Annotated in this window: 24 protein-coding genes; 5 read left to right on the top strand and 19 right to left on the bottom strand. The window is 60.2% G+C overall.

All coding sequences use genetic code 11. The features are described from left to right. Positions 1-25 precede the first annotated feature (25 nt). The 4 genes from ACTJKL_RS00270 to ACTJKL_RS00285 are packed head-to-tail and all read right to left on the bottom strand — an operon-like array spanning position 26 to position 6,815. Complete coding sequence (locus ACTJKL_RS00270) at positions 26-2,143, bottom strand: pyocin knob domain-containing S74 family peptidase (RefSeq protein WP_440851867.1); 2,118 nt, start codon at positions 2,141-2,143, stop codon at positions 26-28. Between the two features lie 11 nt (positions 2,144-2,154). Continuing rightward, positions 2,155-3,657, bottom strand: a complete 1,503-nt coding sequence (locus tag ACTJKL_RS00275) for a hypothetical protein (RefSeq protein ID WP_440851868.1) — start codon at positions 3,655-3,657, stop codon at positions 2,155-2,157. Beyond that, complete coding sequence (locus tag ACTJKL_RS00280) at positions 3,657-6,404, bottom strand: phage tail protein (protein WP_440851869.1); 2,748 nt, start codon at positions 6,402-6,404, stop codon at positions 3,657-3,659. Before ACTJKL_RS00280 ends, ACTJKL_RS00275 begins: the two co-directional genes overlap by 1 nt. Before the next feature lie 6 nt (positions 6,405-6,410). After that, positions 6,411-6,815 carry a DUF6950 family protein gene (locus ACTJKL_RS00285; protein ID WP_440851870.1) on the bottom strand — a complete coding sequence of 135 codons (405 nt, stop codon included), beginning with the start codon at positions 6,813-6,815 and terminating at the stop codon, positions 6,411-6,413. 65 nt (positions 6,816-6,880) lie between these two features. Between ACTJKL_RS00285 and ACTJKL_RS00290 the strand changes: the two genes are divergently transcribed. After that, complete coding sequence (locus ACTJKL_RS00290) at positions 6,881-7,150, top strand: hypothetical protein (protein WP_440851871.1); 270 nt, start codon at positions 6,881-6,883, stop codon at positions 7,148-7,150. On the opposite strand, the gene ACTJKL_RS00295 is transcribed toward ACTJKL_RS00290, so the two are convergent. Continuing rightward, positions 7,147-7,737 (bottom strand): DUF2163 domain-containing protein, encoded by a 591-nt coding sequence (locus tag ACTJKL_RS00295; protein ID WP_440851872.1) that lies wholly within the window; start codon positions 7,735-7,737, stop codon positions 7,147-7,149. The genes ACTJKL_RS00290 and ACTJKL_RS00295 overlap by 4 nt on opposite strands. Further along, a complete protein-coding gene (locus tag ACTJKL_RS00300; RefSeq protein WP_440851873.1) occupies positions 7,734-8,387 on the bottom strand; it encodes a hypothetical protein in 654 nt (217 codons plus the stop codon). The genes ACTJKL_RS00295 and ACTJKL_RS00300 overlap by 4 nt, the downstream gene beginning before the upstream one ends. 63 nt (positions 8,388-8,450) lie before the next feature. Between ACTJKL_RS00300 and ACTJKL_RS00305 the strand changes: the two genes are divergently transcribed. Continuing rightward, the gene (locus tag ACTJKL_RS00305) at positions 8,451-8,846 is read left to right on the top strand and encodes a hypothetical protein (protein ID WP_440851874.1); all 396 of its coding nucleotides are present in this window, start codon (positions 8,451-8,453) and stop codon (positions 8,844-8,846) included. Here the strand turns inward: ACTJKL_RS00305 and ACTJKL_RS00310 are convergent. After that, positions 8,843-10,939, bottom strand: coding sequence for a phage tail length tape measure family protein (locus tag ACTJKL_RS00310; protein WP_440851875.1), 2,097 nt, complete (start codon positions 10,937-10,939; stop codon positions 8,843-8,845). The two genes, ACTJKL_RS00305 and ACTJKL_RS00310, sit on opposite strands and share 4 nt — an antisense overlap. A gap of 60 nt (positions 10,940-10,999) precedes the next feature. On the opposite strand from ACTJKL_RS00310, the gene ACTJKL_RS00315 reads away from it, so the two are divergent. Further along, a complete protein-coding gene (locus tag ACTJKL_RS00315) occupies positions 11,000-11,395 on the top strand; it encodes a hypothetical protein (protein WP_127615553.1) in 396 nt (131 codons plus the stop codon). A 53-nt stretch (positions 11,396-11,448) separates the two neighbouring features. Here ACTJKL_RS00315 and ACTJKL_RS00320 read toward each other — a convergent pair whose 3' ends face one another. The 6 genes from ACTJKL_RS00320 to ACTJKL_RS00345 form a co-directional block, all read right to left on the bottom strand. Continuing rightward, positions 11,449-11,688: a phage tail assembly chaperone gene (locus ACTJKL_RS00320; RefSeq protein ID WP_127644567.1), complete on the bottom strand. Its 240-nt coding sequence runs from the start codon at positions 11,686-11,688 to the stop codon at positions 11,449-11,451. Between the two features lie 95 nt (positions 11,689-11,783). Then, the gene (locus ACTJKL_RS00325) at positions 11,784-12,185 is read right to left on the bottom strand and encodes a hypothetical protein (RefSeq protein ID WP_017272432.1); all 402 of its coding nucleotides are present in this window, start codon (positions 12,183-12,185) and stop codon (positions 11,784-11,786) included. Between the two features lie 14 nt (positions 12,186-12,199). Next, positions 12,200-12,685: a hypothetical protein gene (locus ACTJKL_RS00330; protein WP_440851876.1), complete on the bottom strand. Its 486-nt coding sequence runs from the start codon at positions 12,683-12,685 to the stop codon at positions 12,200-12,202. Between the two features lies 1 nt (position 12,686). Next, positions 12,687-13,112 carry a phage tail terminator-like protein gene (locus ACTJKL_RS00335; RefSeq protein ID WP_440851877.1) on the bottom strand — a complete coding sequence of 142 codons (426 nt, stop codon included), beginning with the start codon at positions 13,110-13,112 and terminating at the stop codon, positions 12,687-12,689. Between the two features lie 206 nt (positions 13,113-13,318). Further along, positions 13,319-13,765, bottom strand: a complete 447-nt coding sequence (locus ACTJKL_RS00340; RefSeq protein ID WP_440851878.1) for an HK97 gp10 family phage protein — start codon at positions 13,763-13,765, stop codon at positions 13,319-13,321. Next, positions 13,765-14,802: a phage minor head protein gene (locus ACTJKL_RS00345; RefSeq protein WP_440851879.1), complete on the bottom strand. Its 1,038-nt coding sequence runs from the start codon at positions 14,800-14,802 to the stop codon at positions 13,765-13,767. Before ACTJKL_RS00345 ends, ACTJKL_RS00340 begins: the two co-directional genes overlap by 1 nt. Positions 14,803-14,863: 61 nt before the next feature. On the opposite strand from ACTJKL_RS00345, the gene ACTJKL_RS00350 reads away from it, so the two are divergent. Further along, positions 14,864-15,007, top strand: coding sequence for a hypothetical protein (locus tag ACTJKL_RS00350; protein ID WP_440851880.1), 144 nt, complete (start codon positions 14,864-14,866; stop codon positions 15,005-15,007). On the opposite strand, the gene ACTJKL_RS00355 is transcribed toward ACTJKL_RS00350, so the two are convergent. Then, a complete protein-coding gene (locus ACTJKL_RS00355; protein ID WP_440851881.1) occupies positions 15,004-15,369 on the bottom strand; it encodes a hypothetical protein in 366 nt (121 codons plus the stop codon). The genes ACTJKL_RS00350 and ACTJKL_RS00355 overlap by 4 nt on opposite strands. A gap of 80 nt (positions 15,370-15,449) precedes the next feature. Between ACTJKL_RS00355 and ACTJKL_RS00360 the strand changes: the two genes are divergently transcribed. Then, positions 15,450-15,611, top strand: a complete 162-nt coding sequence (locus tag ACTJKL_RS00360; RefSeq protein ID WP_127520902.1) for a Thivi_2564 family membrane protein — start codon at positions 15,450-15,452, stop codon at positions 15,609-15,611. A gap of 23 nt (positions 15,612-15,634) precedes the next feature. Here the strand turns inward: ACTJKL_RS00360 and ACTJKL_RS00365 are convergent, their stop codons facing one another. Genes ACTJKL_RS00365 through ACTJKL_RS00385 form a run of 5 tightly spaced genes read right to left on the bottom strand, consistent with a single transcriptional unit; the run spans position 15,635 to position 19,159 of the window. Further along, positions 15,635-16,129, bottom strand: a complete 495-nt coding sequence (locus ACTJKL_RS00365) for a DnaT-like ssDNA-binding protein (protein ID WP_440851882.1) — start codon at positions 16,127-16,129, stop codon at positions 15,635-15,637. 51 nt (positions 16,130-16,180) lie between these two features. Next, a complete protein-coding gene (locus tag ACTJKL_RS00370; RefSeq protein ID WP_440851883.1) occupies positions 16,181-16,522 on the bottom strand; it encodes a hypothetical protein in 342 nt (113 codons plus the stop codon). 14 nt (positions 16,523-16,536) lie between these two features. After that, positions 16,537-17,505: a DUF2184 domain-containing protein gene (locus ACTJKL_RS00375; protein WP_088195469.1), complete on the bottom strand. Its 969-nt coding sequence runs from the start codon at positions 17,503-17,505 to the stop codon at positions 16,537-16,539. A 25-nt stretch (positions 17,506-17,530) separates the two neighbouring features. Next, positions 17,531-18,001 (bottom strand): structural cement protein Gp24, encoded by a 471-nt coding sequence (locus ACTJKL_RS00380; protein WP_440851884.1) that lies wholly within the window; start codon positions 17,999-18,001, stop codon positions 17,531-17,533. A 12-nt stretch (positions 18,002-18,013) separates the two neighbouring features. Then, entirely contained in the window at positions 18,014-19,159 is a 1,146-nt protein-coding gene (locus ACTJKL_RS00385) for a DUF2213 domain-containing protein (RefSeq protein WP_440851885.1), read from the bottom strand. Positions 19,160-19,221 lie beyond the last annotated feature (62 nt).

The raw sequence follows: 19,221 nt of genomic DNA on the forward strand, positions 1-19,221 counted from the left end.
TAAGGATGCCAGACTCGGCTGAATTTCAGGCAAGGCCAAGGTGGGCCTCAATATGGGCGAGCCGTTCGGCAAGGGCGTCCTTTTCCGAATTCAGGGCAACAATCTCTTCTCCCTGCAGCATGTTCTTGTGAATGACGCACTGTAGCGCCGCGACGATATCCGCCGTTATCAACCCGTAGTCCATCGTTTGGAAAACCGGCGCGACACCCGTTTTCTCGAACGTCGCGCCAGCCGTGACCCCGTCACGGCGCACACCTTCGTTGATCACTTCCGGAACGGTTACAGTTCTCGAGACGGTGTTGCCGTCCTCGTCGAGGAATTCCACCTCCATCTCATAGGACGGAATAATTTCGCGTCCTATGTCAACCATTCCGTCCTTCTCACCAGTGACCGCATGCGGGACAACCTGTTGCGCTTCGTGAGCGATGAAGCCCGTAACAACCCCTTTTTCCGGTGCGTCGTTCCACCTGTGAAATACCGGTCGCAACGCCATAATTTTCAGTTCGGCATTGTCCAGAATGTCGAACTGTTCAGGCGTAAGCGAAAATGTAACGATCGGCTGAACATCGTTCTTAAGTCGGTGATCCGATGTTGTGCTATAGGTCGTCCCCGTTGTCGTTAAGCTAATGCTGCCAACGTTTGCGTTCAAACGGCTGTAAAATTCCTGCACTACACCGTCAGTACTCAATCGACCTTGAATGAACGGGTTGTATCCGTCCGACCGACGCCAAACACGCCCCGTTCCACGGACACAAAACCCAGTTGTTGTACCCGTAGAAGGGTCGATTACGGTTGTAGTCCCCCAAAGTAAATCTCCGTTATTTTCCTCTACTCTCCCGCGTTCTGCGCTGTTCGTCTTAAACGTCAACGGGTGAGAGGTGAGTGTGGCTAGGTTTATAGTTGTTGGTCCTGCCTCCGCTCTAAATTCCATCCCACTGCGTCTTAAGGCAAGAGAATTGTAACTAGTCCCATTGTCAAGGAATATGCTGCCCGTGGAAGTAAACCCGTTGAAAGTGTTGTTACCACTAGTAAAGTTGTTTACGCCGTTTAGCGCCGGAGTCATTATCCACGGGTCCCACGTCACACCGTCGCTTGACCAACGCGTATATTCAAACCCGCCGTGCAAAAGCCCTTGCACCCAACGGTTATTGAATTTTCGAGCCATAACCCAAAGCATAGCGGTATACCCGGAGCCGGCTGCACCGCTTGGGCCGTTAGTCCATGTTCCGGCAATCGTATAAACCCCAGGGACGGTAATCGTGTTGAAATTGCCGTCCACCAGTCCCACGCCCGCCTCAGACGGGACGGGGGCGGAACCTCCAAACGTTGGGCCTAAAGTACCTGTACCGTTAAGTAGTTCGAGCACGGTACTTTTTGAGAGAATATTAAGTCCGGTTGCGCCTGCATCGTTTGTCGTGAGATTTTCAACCCAAGTGCCCCACGTGGTTCCGCCGTCGATGGTCACGCGCGTGAACGTTCTAGGGTCACCTACCGTGCTGGTAGTCAAAATTTGGTGGGCAATTTGTGAAGTGCGGCGGAGAACGAGCATCGAACCGAAACTTCCGGCAGGGTCCAAGGGTCCGCCCTGGCCCGCGCTTGCCGAGACGTAATAAAAGCCCGTGTAGACGTTGGTCAGGTCATTAAGCGTAACGTTCGGATAAGGCATACCGCCTTGAAGGCTCAAAACGCCGAGCCCGAACGCTCCGACCTTCATCAACGCGTTCGCCGTCGCGTCACCGAGGCTGCTTTGCACCGGGACAAGCGACATTGCTTGCGGCCCGGTGAAATACGGAACGCGGTTTGCCGCGCCGGTAATCTCGGCAAGGGCGGTAAGCGTCGCATTGTCGAGGCGCTGGATATAGGTCGACAGCGCCTGCGCGTTGACTGTCTGCTGCTGCAGATAGGCCGTGTCGCGGACGATCCAGTAGCCCTGCCCGGCCGCCGTCGTGCCGCGCCAGGGCTTGGCCAGCGTCAGCTGCGTGTTGCTGTCGACGGAGAGGATCGGAACCGGGTTACCGTTGCTGCTGTCGAGGCCGAAGAGCCCGCCGGCAATGAGGGCGGTGGCCCAGGCGGTTCCGGCACCCGTGACCACGGCGCTGCCGGCGGTCACGGAAACCGTGCCCGTTACATAGGGTGCAGTCATGTCAAATTTTCCTAAGCTGGGATGCCGAAGATGTAATAGCGGATGCCTAACGGCGGATCAGCACCGTCGGTTTGCCACTCGAAACTATCGTCTTCGTAGTAGTCGCCGACATTGCCGCGAAAGGTCCGAAACCTCGCGTTGTTCGCCGTCAATTCGCAGTAGGTGCTGTTACCGGTGTGAGATTGCCCCTGATAGCTGTATTTCAGGATGTCCAGGAAAGGCATACGCACCCGGTTCTGCCAGGATGCGTTGATGCTGAAGAGACTCCCGCCTCCGTGATAGGTCATGTATTTGACCATCGGGAACATGCCCGCTCCGTCGAAGGGGATATCGACGACGTTGCCGTTCCCTGACGTGACGTTGAAATAGCCCTCCGCCAGGATCTGCACCTGCGGCCAGCGGGTATCTATGATGATGTCCGCCCACGACGGGGGATTCGCAGCTCCGGGTCTGACGAATTGCACAACGTCTTGCGTCCCGTCATTGAATTGACGAAGGACGTTATACGTCCCGGACGTGGGCGCGCTATTGTCCTCCAGATACAACATGAACCGAGCGCGCATGGCCTGCGTCGCATCGAAATAGATGCGCGTTCCGTCGAACCAGTATTCGGCCCCGAATTTCAGATCCACGGGGTTGTTCGGATACATGATCGTTGAACCCGTGTAGAAATGCACATCCAGCGCAACATTATCGGTGACGGGAAATCCGCACTCATAGAACGACTGACCGGACGGAAGCGCGATGTCAGCCGCCCTGATGACTTTGACGGGCAAGCGGGTGCTGTCGAACGCAAGCTGCGCGTAAGTCGCGGTATCGACGTTATAGCCCGGCTTCGCAATCCTCATGGCATTGCTAGCAAACCGGATGGTTTTCGTCCCATTCGGCGTCAGGTTGGGAGCGTCGGCGATCGGCGTGCTGTCTCCGGGAAGGTCCCAAACGACGAGGCGTCGGTACCGGGTAGAGAACGGGTTGAAAGCGTCGATATCGTCTTGCTGGTCGATGAACACAGCCGTGCAGAACTCGGAACTCCAACTCGTCCCGTTCGGGTACTCGCTTGCGTTAATCAGCCAGCTTCCCTGATCACGGTTGCCGGTGAAATAGGAGCCGCCACGTCCGGACCGGTATTTCCCCTTGTCCTCCCAATCCACCATATTCTGATTATAGCGGATGCTGCCGTTGCCCTTGCGCTGTTTCCAATCAAACAGTGGCACGTTGTACCGGAGCTTCGGGAAGAACGACTTGTCGTAAATCCAGATGCTTTCACCGGAGCCGCCAAATTCCAGCGTTTCAAAATTGCTACGCGGTGCACCTGCGGGAGTTGTTCGGACGCCTTGCCCTCCGAACGTATTGCACACCGTGATGTCCGCAACTTCCATGTTGAGATACTTGGAATTGTAGAGAAACTTCGACCGCTGGCTGTCCGGCGTGGTGCGCGGATCGTCGGCGTTGCTTTTCGTGATTTTGAGACAGCCTGCGCCGGTCGAGTCGGGGCCAATCATCGTGCGAACCATCAGCTGAATATCTCGATCGTGCCGTTGTTGAGGTCGATTTTCATTTTGCCATTCAGCGACTGAAGCAGGCCGGCGTTGACCGTGCCGATATTGGCAATTGCCAGTTTCAGCGCGCCGTTCTCGAAGACCATCGGGTAATGGCGGTTATTGCCTGACGTGACGAGGAACTGATCCGCCTGGACCGCCATGCGCGACTTCTGCACGCCGCCCTCGGTGTAAAGCTCCACATAGAAGCCCGACACCTTGAAGCTCTGACTCGTGCCCGCCCGTAAGAGCACCGAGAAGCGGGCATCAACCCCGGTCGGCGCCGCGACCGCTTCGAACTTCACCAGGCCTTGCGCGAAGCGGCCGTTGAAATCGGCACTCACCCCATTGATGCTGGTAGCAAGTGAACTGTCTCCATTGGCGCGTGCGGTCTCTTCCTGGATTAGCCGGGCAAGATTGTCGCCGACCTCAGCATCGAGGCTGGTGATCTGGGTAGAGAGTGCGCCGTCGGCATTAGCGCGCGCGGTAGCCTCCGTCTGGATGGCCGCCGCGTTATTGCCGGTTTCGGCCGTGAGCTGCGTGATCTGGCTGCTCAGCGCGGAGTCTGCCGTCGCTCGCGTCGTCTCTTCGGTGATCAGACGCGCATTGGTCGTGCCGAGACTCGACTGCAGATAACGCAAGAACTGCGCCGTCGCCTCGTTTTCGGAGACGCGCACCCGGCGCTCCTCGGTAATCTGGGCCAGCGCGTCGCCGATGGAGGCAACGATCTGCTGGCGTTCGATCTGTCCGACGGCGCCTTCGAGGGAGAACGCGTCCAGCAGCTCGACGAGGCGCGGACGGAAGAACTCATCCATCTCCTGTTGCAGTTCCTTGAAGCGGTTGAGCGCATCGTCCTGCAGCTGCTGCAGGCCGGTGAGCAGCGTCTGCAAGCCGGTCGCCTGCGCCGTGGTCATCCAGGGCGTGAACGTGCGCAACCGGTCGGGCACGGTCGTGATCGTCGCCCGGGCATTGTAGACCTTGCCGGAGGCGACGTTCTTCGTGGTGCGGAACAGACCGTCCTCGGGCGAGGTGCACTGATCCTCGAACAGCTCCGTCGTGCCTTCAATCTGATAGGAGAAGCGCACCGCCGTGATCGTCGGATCGTCCGGCGGGATCCAGGTGAAGACGAGCGCCGGCGTGTCGTAGCCCTGCGCACCGTTGATCATGCCGACGGCGACGTTGAAGTTCTGCACGGTCGACAGCAGCGACGGGTTGATCGGCGGCGTCGGCGGAATGACGATAGGTCCGGGCTGGATACCGGCGTCGTCATAGATCGCAGCACTGGTCTCCGAAAGCACCAGCGTGATGCGCAGCCGCTCGTCGGCCCTCCATTCGCTGATCAGCCAGCTCTTGCCGCGCCAGGTAATCCATTCGCCTTCCTGCACCGCCAGGCCGAAGCGACGGCTGACGGGAACCGTCGCCTTGCCGCCCATGCGGTTCTGCCGGTAGCGGATATTGAGCAGATACTGCGCAATGTCCGGATCGGTCACCTGCAGGAAATCGACGCTCGTCTGCCGGTTGCGGCCGTCGGCGGCGATGTCCGCATTTACATAGACCGGCTTCAGACTTTCCGGGTTCCACATCGACTCGATCGAGGTGAACTGGCCGGAAAGATGATTGAATCGCTCGAATGCCGATGGCCGGAACTGCACGTCTTTGGCGCGATCGATGGGAATATCTACCGCGGTTAGATCCTTGACCGGGATCTGCGGCGCACCGGGGATGACGCCGGAGAGGCCGCGGCGGTTGAGGCCATAGCCTGCCATGGCATCGTCGAACTGCTTCAGCACCTCGGTATGGTCATCGTCACCGCTGACGAAAAGTGAGCACTCATAGGTCTTCTTGCCGTTGGCCCGCAGCGTGTCGCATACGTTCATCGCCACGAAATAGGTGGCGAGATCGATCTGGCCGAGGCTCTTGCCCTCGCCGATAAGCGTGCGGCCGGAGACGAGCGCGCGAAGTCCCAGCTGGTAGTTGAGGCGGTGAACGGCAGGGTTCTTCGTGTGCGCCCAGGTCGATGGCGTATTGAGCCGCTGCGTTCCGGATCCACCAGCAACCGTCGAGTCCTTGCGCGGGTCGTATTCGCGCAAGCCCCGCAGCACGAATTCAAGTTCCGGGCGGCCCTTCGAGCCAAAGACCTTGTCGCTATAGATGCGCTCGACGACGACATAGCAGATCCCGGCATTGACGCTCGTGCTCTTCCACTTGTTGCCAAGGGCTGCAGAGACGTCGACCAGCTTCTGATCGACCAACTGGCCTGGCCTGCCATCGTAAAAGCGGATCGTCAGGACCGGGTCGCCAGAGCCGTTGACGAAGCCGTCGATATGATAGTTCGCGACCTCGTTGCCGATGACCGGCCGAGATACCAGCGCTTTCTTCTCGCCGTAAATGTAGACGTAGGGCTCCAGCCCGTCGCACCAGCCATTTGCGAGCACAAAGACCTCGGCATTCCATTTGTTGCCGCTGCCCCACTTGGCATAGAAAGTCCGCTGCCCCTTCGTCTTGCCGATGCCGTAGAGCGTGCCGACAGGCACATCGCCGCCGAACTGGATTTCGCCCTGGACGGCCGTGTATTTCCGCTTCTGCTGCTTCTGCTGGGTAAGCTTGCCGATCGCCAGCTTGGCACCGAAGGCCAGAGCACCACCAATGAGGCTGGCAGCAAGCGCAGAGCCGCCGAACAGCGCGCCGGCGATTGCTGTCGCGATTGAAGTGAAGATTGCCATGTCAGGTTATCCGAGGTGAAAGGCGGCAATGACGTCGGCGAGGCCGTGATCGCTCCGGCCGCGCTCGGTCTTGGTAACGAAACGGCCGCCGAGGCAGACGCCGACATGCTCGGCGCCGTCGGAAAGGCGCAGGATGACGAGATCTCCGAGGCGCGCTTCCGCTCCACCCTTCGGCTCTTGCCCGAGCTCCGCCGCAAAGAAGCTCACCAGCGACGTGTACCCGCGCCGGCGTAAGGCCCGCTGCGCGCCGGCGAGCGTCCGATAGGCGCCACAGTATTTGGCTACAGTCGCCGAGCCGGACAGCGCGTCGACAAAGGCGCAACCGAGCATGAAGCAATCGGCCGAGCCATAGGCATAGGGTTTCGCAAGCTCACGCACGAGCGTGGCTTCGACGATCCGGAAGCGGTTCATGCGTTTTCCCCTAGACTTTGAGTTGCATTTTTGATTGGAGACAAGCCCGCAATCAGGAGACCGGAATGACTGACTCGGAAATGCGCGCCACCGTTCAGGCCACCTTCATGATGCTCCAGCGACTGGTAGTCGAAGTCGCCGCGATGAAAGGCGATGAGGCTGCAGACTGGATCGACGAATTCCGCGACAGCTTGACCTCAGAAATGAAGAAGGCCGAGGAGCTGCAGGCCCGCCGTGCCGATATCGAGCGCTCCGCGACGACGCGGATGCTCATCGATGGAGTTGCCGTCATGGCGAAACGTCATCTTGAGCAGAGATCGCGATCAGACAGCTAACGCGACACCTGTCCCCATTCCTCGGGGATGGTCGCATTTGTCGCCACGTGCTCCAGGCCCGTGTCGGTCGGATTATTGTCGAACTGCTGCTCGGCCTGCGAACGCTTGACGCCGGTGGAGCCCCGCGCCGATCGTCCGGGCGGCTGCAGGTCGATCATCATCGTCAGCGTCCGCTCGGAGCCGGAGACTGCGCCTTCGTTGTAACGGACCTGGTCGATCTCGTAGATCGATGAGGCGAGGATACCGAGGACCGCATCCGTTTCGGGATCTCCAGCTAGATGGGAAATGATCACCGGAGTATTCTGGTAGTTGTATTGCTCAATCTGAGAGACTGCGTCCTCGGGGTTGCTGACTGGGATGTTTGAGAAGACGATAGTCCGCGTCGTCACGGCGACGCCCACGCCGCTGACCAGTTCGCCCGGCTCGAGAAACCGGTTCGGAAGATAGGTCAGACCGTTATAGGTGTAGGGCCGCCCACCACGATGGTAGCCGACGGTTCTGCCGGGTAGATCGAAACGGATGAGGTCGAGCCGTGCAAGGCGGCCGGTTTCGAGCGCAGTCTCGACTGCAGGATCCAGCACACTCATGAGAAAAACATCTCCGTAGCGGAAAAAGAGGCTTCGCGGCCGGCCCAAGACTTGGGTGCCGAAACACTCCCCGGATCAACGGTCATGACGCAGGACGGCTTCTCGAAGTGAACGGTGGCCGCCGTGGTGAAATGCTGGGTATCCAAGCCGAACATGATCGTCAGAGTGACCACGCCGCTGGCGTTCGCCGTGGCGTTCTCGACGATCCGGTGAAGAGACCGGACGAGCGCCGACATCCTGAACTCGACATAATCTCCCGCTGTTAGCTTGAAGCCAGCAGGCAGACCAGCAACAACGACGGTTCGGCTATTGGTGATGAACTGAAGAACCGCGCCGCCATTGAATACCCCTCCCCCTGCTTTCGTGCCGGAGAGAGGTTTTCCGTTGTTGTGGGCAATAGGCCGCGGCCGAAACAGGTCGTAGCCGAGGAAAGGTGCACCTCGCGAGCTCGACTTCATGACGAAAGCGTCGAAGAGGCCATAGAAAGCAGGGATCATCCAGTTCGTTGTGTATTGCGCCTTCCAGTACGGGGTGCCGGCGGCCTGCTCTTCGGAACGTCGGCCCTCCATCATTGACACGTCCGTTGGATTGACGGGATCGAACTGGCAGTCTCGCCAAGGTAGCGTCGGCAATAGAATCGGATCAGCCATGTTGGTTGCAATCCAGGGTAATCGCCGCAATATGCAGCGGCAGGGAATTAGGGAGCAGAATCAGTGCCCACAATCGATTTCAGCGGGACAACCCAGCAGATGCTTCAGCTCTTGGCCGATGAACACAGCAAGCTGGTCAAGCAAGTATCGGACCTGGAATTCAGGGCGAATGCCCATCGCTTTATGTTTATGTTTGTTGCAAGCGCTTTATCGAACATCGATGAATCTCAGTACGAGGCGCTGATGGCCATGACAGAGAACGCGCGGAAAGCGAACATCAACTCAGCGGAGAAGTTCGCGAGTGATCCGAAATTGACGCCCGAGCAGCGGTCCGGTGCACGACGTGCCTTCGAGGTAATGGCGGAGGAAATGGAGGAATTCCTCACATCAATGAGGAAGGCTAAGAGCGGTGAAAGCATCTTCACCGTGATCCAAGGCGGGAAATCCATTGAAGATTAGCGGTCTTCGCCGTTCTGGTAGATGTTTGCCTTCGCCGCGTCATACTGTTTTATGGTCTCGACGGAGACGCCTCGGCTCTCCGACCGAATGACAGGCCTGAACATCGGCCCCTCCTCAGCAATTACCCGAAGGATGATCTCGCGCGGCCCATTTTGGCTTGGCTGACCGCCCGATGGCGCCACGTTCCCATTTGCCGGTCGTTGAAGGCGATGGTTCGGAATGACCTCCTCGCCACCCTTGAAACGGACGAGCTCCGGCCCCTTTTCACCAACCCATGCGACGCCAGGACGAGCGGAGCTCGTTCCGTTCGCATACCCACGCAGCCCAGTCCATGGGTCCACCTTTGAGCCACCGCCGAAGAGCCAACTGAGGAGTCCTCCTCCGCCAGCCCCTGCGCCGGCGCCGCTGACCTGAAACACGGCATCGAGGACGTCGTTCAGCAGCTTGTCGGCGATGCGGTCAAGCACCCCCAAAGCCGCGTCGCCGAAAGACTCCCATACCGATTTGCCGTTCTCAATTCCCGCGAAAAAATCATCGAAGAAGCCTCCGGTTACTTCTTTAGCAAAATCGAGCGCGATACCCATCTGGCGGGTCTCTTCCTCGATTGAGGCCATGACCTGCGCAAGGGACGAGAGCTCGCTCTTCTGTGCATCCGTGAGCGAGATGCCGCGCTGCTGCGCTTCGTTCAGAAGCTGCGTCTCGTAGCGGAGTGCGGCCGCCGCCTGTTCGGTGAGGCCGATAGCGTCACGCTCTGCCTCAAGCGCAGCGATCTGGCGCTCGGCCCCAGCAACGATATCGGCGTACTTCTCCTGCTCGCTCTTACCGCCGGTGCGCTTCTTCGATTTCTCGTCGACATCGGCGAGGCCTTTGGCAAGATCCTTGATCTTTCCCGCTGCCGTCGAGGCGTACTCACCAATGACACGCAGACCCTCGCCGACGAAGTCGGTGCCTTGTGCGGAATTGTACGCTTCCTGCGCAGCCTTCATGGCCGCCCTAGCAGCGCCCGGATTGGGGTTCTCCGGACGACCGAATTCAACTGGCGGAATGATCATCCTGTTGTAGGTTTCGGGACTGAGTGGTTGTCCTATAGACGCGGTCCAAAGGGCATACTTGTTGATCAGATTATTGAGCCCGTCGACGGCCTTCTGCACCATGCTCTCGATGCCATCGATTACCTTCTTTGCTGTCGAATACACGAAGTCTGAAATAGCCGCTGGCAGTTTGGCCCACACCGCTTCAATTGCCTCGTAGCCGCCAACAAACGCGCCGATGACTGCGTTGATCCCGTTCTTCGCGTCAGCCACGATGTCTCGACCGATAATTTCCGCAAGCTCGTCGCGGAAGATGTTGGCGGCTGCGACAGCGGCCGCGATGCCGGCCACGAAAGCGACGGCAGGGTTCGCTAAAGCAAATGCGCCGGCGACGATACCTAACTGGACGACGAGGCGCCCCAGCAGAGCGATTAGCGATACGATCCCGCCGACAATTGCCGGTGCATACAACAGCGCGAGAGCAGCTGCAGCGGCGACGGCGTAGGGAGCAATGGTTTCGAGAACATCCGCCAAGGCTATCAGCGCCGATTGCGCCAGCTTTGCCCAATTCACCATCTGCAGGCCAGCGGCAGCCAGCGCGATTATGCCGATCGTCAGAAGGCTAACTGGAGAGAGCACCGACAAGAAGGCTGCACCCAATCCCTGGACTGGTCTCTCCATGGATGAAAGGACTGCGGCCAGCTGCGTGCCCTGCTGAAGGGCAATTTGCAGCGGGCCCATTCCCATCTGCGCGCTGACAGCAATGTCTTGGAACTGAGCGGCTATATTTCCAAGATTGCCGCGCGACGATGCTCGGTTCTGGTTGGCAGCCCGGTTCATCATCTCGATCTGCTTCGACGCTGACGCCGCGGCGACACCCTCTGTTGCATAAGCCTTGGCGGCAGCCGCCGCGGCTCCGGTCGCACCGCGATTGGCACCCGACAGCCCGTTGGCGGCGGCCTCGGCGCGTGCTGCGGCGCCGGTTAACTGATCGAGGGCTTGCGTACCCTTCTCAACGGAACCACTTTCAACCTGCAGTCCGAGTGTAGCGACATCTGCCATGGCTTTTCCTTTTCAAACAACGTGCGCTATCGTCCTGCCGATTCAATCGGAGGATGATTCATGCGCTCGGTCGTGAGTTTGGTTCTGTGTTTCGTGTTAACAGGCGGCCAAGCGTTCGCAGCGTGCAACGCTGACCTCCTTTCGGTCGAGGAATGGTCTGTGCGACGGCTCGACGACCAGAACATGGAAGTGCAAGTCGTCGTCAAATCGGCCGCTCAGAAACCAATCCGCATGCTTGATGCTGATTTCGGCTTCAGGGACGCCCTTGGCGGGCACGTCGCCGCAGACGCATTCGACCGAGACATCGATATTCCAGCCGGGGGATCCGTGAGAGCAGTTACAAAATGGCCGACGACTTTTGAGCGGCTGCTAAAGCTCAAGCACGAAGAGGTAGCGGCATATGCTTGCGTCCGCGGCGTCCTCTATGACGACGGCACCAAGGAAGAGTTCAAGTGATCGGAGGCGGCCGCAGCCGCCCCAGCCGTTTTCGAAACTTTATGAGATCTCGTTCATGGCGCGCTCGCCTCTCGCGCCCTGATCGATTCGGTTTCCTTCTCGATCTCGATGCAGAAACGGGCATCCATCGCCCTGATGATGGCGATCTCCTCACGACGGATGATATTGCCGGTCAGCTGGCACCAAACCGAGAGTTCACCATGAGAGATGGGGACTGGACCCGAGAACCCCGGCGGCTGCGCCTGCCGAAGCTCCCAGAACCAATCCCATAGGAAGGCGCCGTTATCCGGCACCTCCTCTTCCGGGCTTTCGATCTCAAAGCTCTCGTTGCGCTCGCGCCTGGTCTCACCGTCCTTGTCTCGGACGCTGTCATAGCGGGCGACAATCGCTACGGCTTCGCAGAGCCTTTCGCCAAGCTCTTCGTAAAATTTGCGCGGTCCTCCGAGGCCGTGGCGACCTGGTCATAGATCCAGCCGGCCTCCTCAAGGACCTCGCGCGCCTTCTCGAACGTGCACTCCGGCTTTTCACCCTTCCAGTTGTGATCGCCCCAGTCCCACGACGCGACGGACGCCGCCGCCTTGTCGAGGTATTCGGCTTCGACCTTGCTGGCGGTGAGCTTCTTTTTCCGGCTGGCGAGGAACTTGTCACTGTGCTGCCGAACTACCCGCTTTACCGCATCGCTCTCCGCGGATCGGATCATGAAACGAATACCTACGAGCTCATCGGTATCCGGGCCGGTGAGGTTGAGCTCAAAGAGGTCTTCAGAATTGACAAGTTTGGAGATATCCAAGGGTCACCTATCGATTACGGGATTACATCGGGATTGACGCGGATCGGCAGCTGGTTGAGGCCGATCGTGAAGCGCTCGAGCTCGAAGTCGTCGGAACCGCCGCCGGGATAAAGCGGGCCGGACACGACGCCGCGGCTGTAGAAAATCGTGTTCGTGAACCCCTCGCCGCCATCGTTGCGCTCGACTTTGATCGCCATGTTGTCGAGGTTCAGAGGATTGCCGAAAGTGCGCAGGATGACCTGGCCGGCATCGTCATGCACTGAGGCGACCTCGATCTGCGGATCCCCGGCGTTCGCCGTGCCCTTCTGTTTCTGGGTCACCGGCTCATCGAGGGTGTTGTAACTGTTCATCGTCGACTCGGCGCCGAAATCGCCGATGTTTCCGACTTTGCCAACCTGCACCCAGGTGAGCGCCGCATATGCTGAATCTATAAGATCGGTGTTCTGGGCAGTGGCGCAAACATAGACCTTGCTGCCCTTCTTCGTTGCCTTGTTTGCCATGTCAGTTCTCCGGTTCGAAGGCGATGTACGGAATGGTGACGGGGATCTGCACCCGGTCACCGTCTTGGAGCGGGCCAGCCGCCCATGGCTCGCTGCTGATCGTGATCTTCACGCCAGAGGCGAATAGGGTTTGGTTCTTGAACTGGTCGATGACCTGATCGGCGACATCGAGGGCGCCAATGATGCCCTGCCCGACCGGCCAGACGACCGAGACCTGCAAGAGACCGCGCTTCTGCTGCGGGTCGTTGCCCATCGTGATCTGACGTGTCTGGTTTGGCAAAAAAGCCAAACGAAGGTATTTCGCCGGCGTCTGCTGACCGGCCGGCGGGAACACGATGTTCGGCGCGGCGACCGGCAATGCCTGTGGCATTGCAAGGAGCCGATCGGTGAGCGCCTTGAAGATGATTGCGTCGGTGCCTGCCGCCATGTATCGGTTACCTATGTCTGAACGGCCGCCTCTCACCGACGATGAAGCCTATGAACGCATTCATGCGGCTCTGCTTGCCCTAGGTCGTGAGAAAGGTGCAACGGTGCGCGCGGATACGAGCCTGAAGGCCGCGCGGAAGGCCTTGACCTTGCTGCAGCTTGGGCTTGTGGCGGCTATGGAAAAGGGAAGCGACGCAAATGCCGCGGTTAAAGGCCGAGACGCGCCTTCAGCTCCGCCGCCTTCCGATCAACGATAATCGGCCAGTTCTGTGCGGCGAGCCTAACGAAGCCATCAGCCGGCTGGCCGTTAGCCCCGTACTCCCGGTGCCCGGCATATGAAGCGGTGTATCCGAAATAGAGCGTATCTCCGATGTCCGCTCCAGCGATGACTGCCTCGATCTGCCCGAAATCAGCGGCATAGGTTCCGCCCGTCACCGGATTGGCCGACGAGTTGATCGCCGGCATCGATGTAGACGACGCAAGCAGTGACGCTCGCAAAAATCCCGTGTCCACGCGCATACGGCCGCCTTGCCCGACCGGCTTCTGCATTTCCTCGACGACCTCTTGTGTCGCCTCCTTGAAGATGGCCTCGACTGCACCTTCGACCTTGTCGGCCCATTGCGCCACGGCAGCGCTAAAAGAGAGCGTTGCCATTAGACGACCTCAGCACTGTACCGGCGCACCACGGCGTCAATGTACGAGACGCGATACTCAATTCTGCATCTGCAGCCGGATATCTCCGATACTGGCGCGCGCGGGTCGCCCGGAAACCGGAGAAGCGCGCCAGATGGGCTCTGAAATACTTCATCCACCCCGAGACTCTTGCCGTTGAGGACACGGTGGGTGTGCCGCACACGGCTGTCGCCGGCCGACCGCCATACCTTCGTGACGTCCTGCGCCTGGACCTTCCCGGCCTCGATCTGCTGCCGCATCGCCTCGTCGCGGGCGGAGCTGAGTGCCATCATGGTTTCGGTCCGCGCCAGCATCTCGCCGCGGAGAAGCAGGTTCTTGTCGCGCAACCGGCCGACTATCTTCGTGAGGGCCTCGCCGGTGACCGGCTTGCCCGCTCTGATCGCAGCCATGACGGTCCGGTCGAAACGCTTGTCGCGCGTCTTGAGCTCGAAGTACCGGTTCATCTGCTCCGGGTCGCCGGAAGCAAGATGCAGGCGCGCCCGCTCAATAAACTCGATCTGGTATCGCGTCAGACCGATCATGCCCCCCTCTCGGCGGCCGGTGACGCGGCTCTGCCGGCCGACGACATCGAGGGCCGTCGATGTCGGGTTGGCGCCTCTGGCAAGCCCCTGCTCCAGCGCCTGGCGGATGCCCTGCCGCTGGTCATCGGTGATGTGCGTGACCATCGTCGAGGACAGATCTCGCAGGATCGCCTCGGCCGCCGGGTTACGGACGCCGAAGCGCCAGATGACCCGGTTACCCTGCGGGTCCATGACCTTCGGCAGTTCGCCGACTGCATTGGTACCGCCGGCGTTGAATGCCTCCTGCAGCGCGATTTCCAGCGCGGAGAAGGCCTCCGGCTCAATCTGCATTGCCTCGACCGCGCCGTTGATGTCTCCACGCTCCAGACGCTCGACCACGCGGCCGAGAACAATCGTCGACTTAATCGTCTCGATCGCTTCTCGAAATGCCGCGGCGAGGCGCGGCTCATAGGTGGACAGCAGTTCGTCGAATGTCATGCCGTTGCCTTTCGCCGAACTGCTTCTAAGTACCTGGTCTCAACCTGCGGAAAGGAACCCGATGAACCGGAATGGGCTCTATCTCGTGATCGCCGTGCTTGCCGTTGTCGTTATTGGACTGGGTGTCTACGTCTACCGCGAGGAGACTAGATCCGGCGTCGAGATCAAAATTGGCGAGGACGGGCTCTCGGTTCAGGAGAACTAAGCCGCAATCCTTCCTTGGACGATGAAGACGACCGGCGTGATGCCGTCGTATTTGTTCGGGTCGCCGTTGATGATGGCGTAATCGGCGCCGTTGGCGGTCACAACGTCGCCGACAGTCGGCTCGATGGCTAGGCCTGCAGCGGAGATGTAAATCTGCATATCTCCGCTGAGGATGACGGTTCCGTCGATATAGCGGGCCTCGTAGGCCATCGGGACGAGCGTGGCCGGATAGGACGTCACGACAGAATCGCCGCCGTAGACAGGATCCGGAGGCGTGATCCGCTTCACAGTAGCGGATTGGCCGTACTTGGCGATGAGGCGCTGCGCCGTCGCCTGCAGGCGTGCATAGATCGGGTTCGCCATCCTCCGCCCTTCCTTTTCGAGAGCTAAGCCTTATTTACGCCTCATTGCCGCAAGGCTCTTTGTTCAAGGATCTGGGGGACATGTCCGCCACAATCAGCATCCTCGTGACCATCCTCTTCGCCGGGGTTGTGCTCTATCTCGTGCAGAAGCTTCCAATTGACCCTACGATGAAGCAGAGGGCTCAGTTCGTTATTTTGATCGCCGGAATGGTCTCGTTGCTCGGCTCACTGGGCGTATTCTGATCAAGTGCGCGCGATGCTTGGAGCTACACCACCAAAGCACCCGGCCAGACCGGCACGAGATACGGCCAGAGCAGCCCTTCGATCGTGGTCACGACAGGCGTTGCGAGCGCGACGAGGTCGTCGATATCCGTTGAAGTAGAGGTTGAATACTCGACCTCAAGCTGTCCGATTTTCTCGCGCTTCACCGTAGACGTGCCTGTTACGACCGGCGAAAGGCTGCCTGGGTTCGTCAACTCGAGGAATGCGGCCTCATACGAGGCGTTGATAAGCGCGACCGGGATTTCGCCCGAGGGGATCGCCTCGCCGTAATAGGTCGTCGCGCCCGTGCGCGGCCAGGCTCGCTCTTGGGCGTACCCGCCGGTCCTTCGCCCGCTGAACCGAGGCTCATACCGATCGATCACCAGAGAACCGCGCTGGCGTGCGGCGGTCTTCTGGGCATCGGTCGTGCCATCGGGAAAGACATAGCCGGCTTCGGTTGCGTACGCCGTGAAGCCGTCGTTCGTGCCGTATCCAGCCATGTCGATCTCCGATGAAAGTGGAGGCCCGGCAAGTTGCCGCCGAGCTGATTGTCAGGGCTGCGTTGCCAGCTCTTCGAGAGCAGCGACGATCTCGTCCTTGGTGGACGGGGTCTTTTCGCCGAGCAGCTTCTTGGCGGCCGACTTGAAGGACATGAACTGCACGTTCTGGTCCTTTGCCATTTCGAGCACTTCCAGTGCCGTCTTTGGAACGTCGCTGTCCTGGTTGGCGGCAGCCTTGGAAGCGCCCTCGATCTTGAGGAATGGAAGGCGCTTGGCTTTTTCGAGATCGACGCCTTCGAGATCGACGTCGCGGGTCTCACCCGGTGGGATGTAGACCGCCCGCCCCTTGGAGCGGACGCCCTGCAGCGCCTTGCTGTTGTTGGTGACCTTCATGACCGATCCTCCGATTACGGTGCGGTGATTTCGTCGCCGTAGGCAGCAGCACCGGGCAGACGCCATTCGGTACCGCCGGTACGGGCGATGATGCCGGTTTCGAAGCCCATGATGGACTTCTGGCGCGGCTGGAGGACACGGCGCGGCATCGGCAGGTGGAAGCGGAGAACTTCCGAATCCCGGCGATACACAACCATGCGGCCGCCGCCGTCCTGAGAGGCATTCGCGAGCTCGCGCAGCGGCTGGATGTCGAGCTGCTGGCCGGTTTCCGCCGTGTAGACGTTGTTGCGGCGGATGTATTCCAGGAGCGTCAGAAGGCCGTCGCCTTCGCCGAGGCGGCGGGTGGCGATGAGACGGAACGCTTCCGGCGGCAGCCGCAGCGTGTCGACCCATTCGACCTCGGAAGTGTTCTCCCGGACGCTGGAGATCAGGTCGTTGATGTCCCGGAGGATCTGGTCGTTGGACTTCGCCGACCAGAAGGTCGAAGAGCCCGTGCCATCCGCGGCAACGTCAACACGCGAGACCTGCGGGTCGTTGACGAAGCCGGTCCAGTTCTTCTCGGTCGTGCCGACCATGGCAACCGAGTTGAGCAGGCGCTCGACCTTGTCGGAAGCCGACATGGCCTTGGTGCCGTTCAGGTCGATGCCGTAGAGGGCCGCCTGATTGACCTCCTCGAGGTTCCACTCCCAGCCGGAGCCGATCATCGCGAAGTCATGGCTGGCCATGTCCTTCGTTGCCTGATTGAACGGCATGTCGGTACCGGCGCCGGAGAGGAACTTCGCCTCGCCTGCGGTATCGACGGTGAAGAACGTCGTGCCGATCGCCCAGGCGTTGCCTTCCGTCACCACGGGCACGTGAGCGCCGTAGTTGAAGGTCGGATAGCGCCGCTGGTAGATGCGGGTCTCGATGTTGCGCCCCTGCGCGATGACGAAGGGGAACGCGGCCTGCGCATCAGCGAAGGCCTGACGGATGATCTGGTTCATAGTTCAGGGTTCCTTTCGCGAGGCGTTACGCCTGATGGCGCAGGCCAAGGCTGATCTGGACGATGGCGCCGTCGGTGCCCGCTTCTTCGAAGTAGGCATCGGGGATGGCCGGGTTGGCGCCCGTATTGTCCGTGTTGGTGTAACGGCCGGTTGCGGTCACATAGTAGACCGGGTCACCGGCAGCGACCGTAGCACCCGCAGTGACGTACATCGTTCCCATCGTCATGAAGGCGCCGGTGAAGTACTGCGGATAGGCGTCGGGATTGCTGGCGCTGGGCGGGACCGCGGGATTGAGCACCGCGAGGCCGAGGAAGTCGCCGGTGGACAGGATGGCACCGCCATGATCGCCGGCGCCGCGCTGAGCAGGGGCGCCGAACTTAATGCCGGCCGCAGTCTCGACAGTGCGGCTGACCTTGTTGCACTTCTCTTCGGAAGCGATCTGGCCTGCAAGCCCCTTCGCGGGAGCCGCGCCATAGGTGGTCTGGTAGGTAGCCATTGAAGCGCCTCCTTAGTTGGCCGCTGCAGTGGTCTTGCCGGCCTTCATGTCGGCGACCATCTGGGAATAGGCGTCGGTCACGACCTTGTCGGCGTCGCTGACCTGGGAAAGGCCCTGCTGCACGACGGTGCGGAAGGGATCGGCGCCGTTCTTGCTGGCATCCTCGACGAGCATGTCGAAGCGGGCGTCGATATAGGCTTCCGACTTGTCGGCGACGGCCGTATCGCCGAGCTTGGCGACGACGACAGCCTTGCGGATGGCAGCGTCGGAAAGGCCTTCGGTCTTCACGTCCTTGGCGATCGTGAGCGCCTTGGTGATGAGATCGGCACGTGCCTGGACGCGCTTGTCGAGATCAGCGTCGGAAAGGATCTTGCCTTTCAGCGCGTCAAGCTCGGCATCCTTCTTCGCCAGCTCGGCATCCTTGGCGGCCAGAGCCGTCTGATGTGCCTTCTCGGCGTCGGAGAACTTGGTGTTGGCGTCGGCAAGGCGCTGCTGGAGCGTGCCGATCACCGTGGCACCCTGGTCGGTTACTTCAACCGGGATGCCATCGACGGTAACCGTCTTCAGGGTCATGATCTTGTCCTCTTTCGGTTTCTGATCACTGGTGAACGGGGCAGCGCCCCACGACCTCACACCGTCCCCGATGCGAGCTTCTGATCCGGCGCGGCCGCGCTGCACGATGGCGACGTGGTTGATCCGGATATCTTTCTGGATGGCGTCGTACTTCTCGCCCGCTGGCGTGGTGCCCGGCTCCCATGCGAGGTCGCACGTGTAACCGGCGGAGAGCTCGCGCTTGCCGCCCTCGATCTCGCTGATGGTGGCACCATCCATGACTATGAGCGGGATGCGGACGAACTCGCCGTCACGGGCGACCTCGTCGCCGATCTGACCGACCGACAGGGTTTTCCAATTGTCAGCGGTGACGGCCTCGTCCGGATGGTCGTTGGTCACCGGCTTGTGCGCGTAGCTGCCGAGGCTGGCCTTGTCGAAGACCTGGTCCTCGGGCCGATAGACCTTCACGACCTGCATTTCCGGCTTGCCGACCTCATGGCCGGCGTAAAGCTGGATGCCGGTGCGCGCGGTGCGGACGTCAGCAACAAGGTAGCCGTCGGCGGTCCGTCGCGTGCCCGCGATCGGTGCAGCATCCACGAATTGCATCCGGATATCCTTTCGGACTCGACACTACGTCAAATATGTGCGCGAGCTAATGTTCGGGGCTG

Source organism: Sinorhizobium sp. 22678, from assembly GCF_052044265.1.
In the GTDB taxonomy this organism is placed as follows: Bacteria; Pseudomonadota; Alphaproteobacteria; order Rhizobiales; family Rhizobiaceae; genus Sinorhizobium; species Sinorhizobium meliloti_A.

What these genes read in the sequence shown, in the direction of transcription:
- ACTJKL_RS00270 (WP_440851867.1), bottom strand. Translation starts at nt 2,143, where the DNA reads ATGACTGCACCCTATGTAACGGGCACGGTTTCCGTGACCGCCGGCAGC.
- ACTJKL_RS00275 (WP_440851868.1), bottom strand. Translation starts at nt 3,657, where the DNA reads ATGGTTCGCACGATGATTGGCCCCGACTCGACCGGCGCAGGCTGTCTC.
- ACTJKL_RS00280 (WP_440851869.1), bottom strand. Translation starts at nt 6,404, where the DNA reads ATGGCAATCTTCACTTCAATCGCGACAGCAATCGCCGGCGCGCTGTTC.
- ACTJKL_RS00285 (WP_440851870.1), bottom strand. Translation starts at nt 6,815, where the DNA reads ATGAACCGCTTCCGGATCGTCGAAGCCACGCTCGTGCGTGAGCTTGCG.
- ACTJKL_RS00290 (WP_440851871.1), top strand. Translation starts at nt 6,881, where the DNA reads ATGACTGACTCGGAAATGCGCGCCACCGTTCAGGCCACCTTCATGATG.
- ACTJKL_RS00295 (WP_440851872.1), bottom strand. Translation starts at nt 7,737, where the DNA reads ATGAGTGTGCTGGATCCTGCAGTCGAGACTGCGCTCGAAACCGGCCGC.
- ACTJKL_RS00300 (WP_440851873.1), bottom strand. Translation starts at nt 8,387, where the DNA reads ATGGCTGATCCGATTCTATTGCCGACGCTACCTTGGCGAGACTGCCAG.
- ACTJKL_RS00310 (WP_440851875.1), bottom strand. Translation starts at nt 10,939, where the DNA reads ATGGCAGATGTCGCTACACTCGGACTGCAGGTTGAAAGTGGTTCCGTT.
- ACTJKL_RS00315 (WP_127615553.1), top strand. Translation starts at nt 11,000, where the DNA reads ATGCGCTCGGTCGTGAGTTTGGTTCTGTGTTTCGTGTTAACAGGCGGC.
- ACTJKL_RS00330 (WP_440851876.1), bottom strand. Translation starts at nt 12,685, where the DNA reads ATGGCAAACAAGGCAACGAAGAAGGGCAGCAAGGTCTATGTTTGCGCC.
- ACTJKL_RS00335 (WP_440851877.1), bottom strand. Translation starts at nt 13,112, where the DNA reads ATGGCGGCAGGCACCGACGCAATCATCTTCAAGGCGCTCACCGATCGG.
- ACTJKL_RS00340 (WP_440851878.1), bottom strand. Translation starts at nt 13,765, where the DNA reads ATGGCAACGCTCTCTTTTAGCGCTGCCGTGGCGCAATGGGCCGACAAG.
- ACTJKL_RS00345 (WP_440851879.1), bottom strand. Translation starts at nt 14,802, where the DNA reads ATGACATTCGACGAACTGCTGTCCACCTATGAGCCGCGCCTCGCCGCG.
- ACTJKL_RS00350 (WP_440851880.1), top strand. Translation starts at nt 14,864, where the DNA reads ATGAACCGGAATGGGCTCTATCTCGTGATCGCCGTGCTTGCCGTTGTC.
- ACTJKL_RS00355 (WP_440851881.1), bottom strand. Translation starts at nt 15,369, where the DNA reads ATGGCGAACCCGATCTATGCACGCCTGCAGGCGACGGCGCAGCGCCTC.
- ACTJKL_RS00360 (WP_127520902.1), top strand. Translation starts at nt 15,450, where the DNA reads ATGTCCGCCACAATCAGCATCCTCGTGACCATCCTCTTCGCCGGGGTT.
- ACTJKL_RS00365 (WP_440851882.1), bottom strand. Translation starts at nt 16,129, where the DNA reads ATGGCTGGATACGGCACGAACGACGGCTTCACGGCGTACGCAACCGAA.
- ACTJKL_RS00370 (WP_440851883.1), bottom strand. Translation starts at nt 16,522, where the DNA reads ATGAAGGTCACCAACAACAGCAAGGCGCTGCAGGGCGTCCGCTCCAAG.
- ACTJKL_RS00375 (WP_088195469.1), bottom strand. Translation starts at nt 17,505, where the DNA reads ATGAACCAGATCATCCGTCAGGCCTTCGCTGATGCGCAGGCCGCGTTC.
- ACTJKL_RS00380 (WP_440851884.1), bottom strand. Translation starts at nt 18,001, where the DNA reads ATGGCTACCTACCAGACCACCTATGGCGCGGCTCCCGCGAAGGGGCTT.
- ACTJKL_RS00385 (WP_440851885.1), bottom strand. Translation starts at nt 19,159, where the DNA reads ATGCAATTCGTGGATGCTGCACCGATCGCGGGCACGCGACGGACCGCC.